This is a genomic window from Dietzia sp. DQ11-44 (assembly GCF_014145205.1).
Taxonomy (GTDB): Bacteria; Actinomycetota; Actinomycetes; order Mycobacteriales; family Mycobacteriaceae; genus Dietzia; species Dietzia natronolimnaea.
Genome location: NZ_JAALEC010000257.1, coordinates 1 through 1,238, shown reverse-complemented (window position 1 = coordinate 1,238; position 1,238 = coordinate 1). Strand labels below are relative to the sequence as shown.

Below are 1,238 nucleotides of genomic sequence, written 5' to 3'. Positions count from 1 at the left end.
CCACGCGGCTGCGGACGCTCGTGCGAGTCCCCCTCGACGGCGGTGACACCGCGACCGCCGACCTCGCCGTCGTCGACTTCACCGACCTGCAGGCGGAGGCCACCGACTCCGCGCTCGCGGAGGCCGACGCCCGCGCCGACTCGGTGACGGGCGACGACGTGGCCGACATCCTGTTCACCTCCGGCACCACCGGCAAGAGCAAGGGCGTGGTGGCGCTGCACCGCCAGACCGTCGCCGGTGCGCGCGCCTGGGGGTCGAACGGCGGACTCACCGAGCGCGACCGCTACCTCATCGTCAACCCGTTCTTCCACAGCTTCGGCTACAAGGCCGGGTTCCTGGTCTGCACTCTCTTCGGTTCGACCGTCATCCCGCTGGCCGTGTACTCCCCCACCGAGACCATGCGCCTCGTGCAGGACGAGGGCGCCACCGTCCTGCCCGGCGCCCCCACGATCTTCCAGACGATCCTGGACGCGCCGGACCGGGCGGGATTCGATCTGTCCTCCCTGCGCCTGGCCGTGACCGGCGCGTCGGTCGTCCCGGTGGTCCTGGTCGAGCGGATGCAGTCCGACCTGGGGCTGGAGACCGTCCTCACCGCCTACGGGCAGACCGAGACGATGGGCTTCATCACCACCACCACGGCGGACGACGACGACGTCACCGTCGCCACCACGTGCGGGCGGGCCTACCCCGGCATGGAGATCCGGATCGGGGACTCCGGCGAGATCCTCACCCGCGGCGAAATGGTGATGCAGGGGTATCTCGACGACCCGGAGAACACCGCGGAGGCCATCGACCCCGACGGCTGGCTCCACACCGGCGACGTGGGCGAGATCGACTCCCGCGGCAACCTCCGGATCACCGACCGGCTCAAGGACATGTACATCACGGGCGGGTTCAACGTGTACCCCGCCGAGGTCGAACAGACGCTCGCGCGCCTGGACGGAGTGGTCGAGACCGCCGTCATCGGCGTCCCGGACGACCGGATGGGCGAGGTCGGCAAGGCCTTCGTGGTGCGCCGCGAGGGCTCGTCGCTCACCGAGGAGGACGTCCTCGGGTTCTGCCGCGAGCACCTGGCCAACTTCAAACGCCCCCGCGCCGTGGAGTTCGTGGAGTCCTTCCCGCGCAACGCCTCGGGCAAGATCCTCAAGACCGACCTCCGATGAGCACGGGCCGCCGGGCGGGTGCCGTCGTGGTCACCGGCGCCTCGGGCGGCATCGGCCGCGCGGTGGCCCGGCGCC

General features: G+C 71.2%; 1 protein-coding gene. It reads left to right on the top strand.

Annotation, left to right across the window (positions count from 1 at the left end; translation table 11 throughout):
- Positions 1-1,163: AMP-binding protein (locus G6018_RS07305; RefSeq protein WP_182639269.1), on the top strand; the 1,163-nt coding region annotated here is incomplete at its 5' end.
- Between the last annotated feature and the right edge of the window lie 75 nt (positions 1,164-1,238).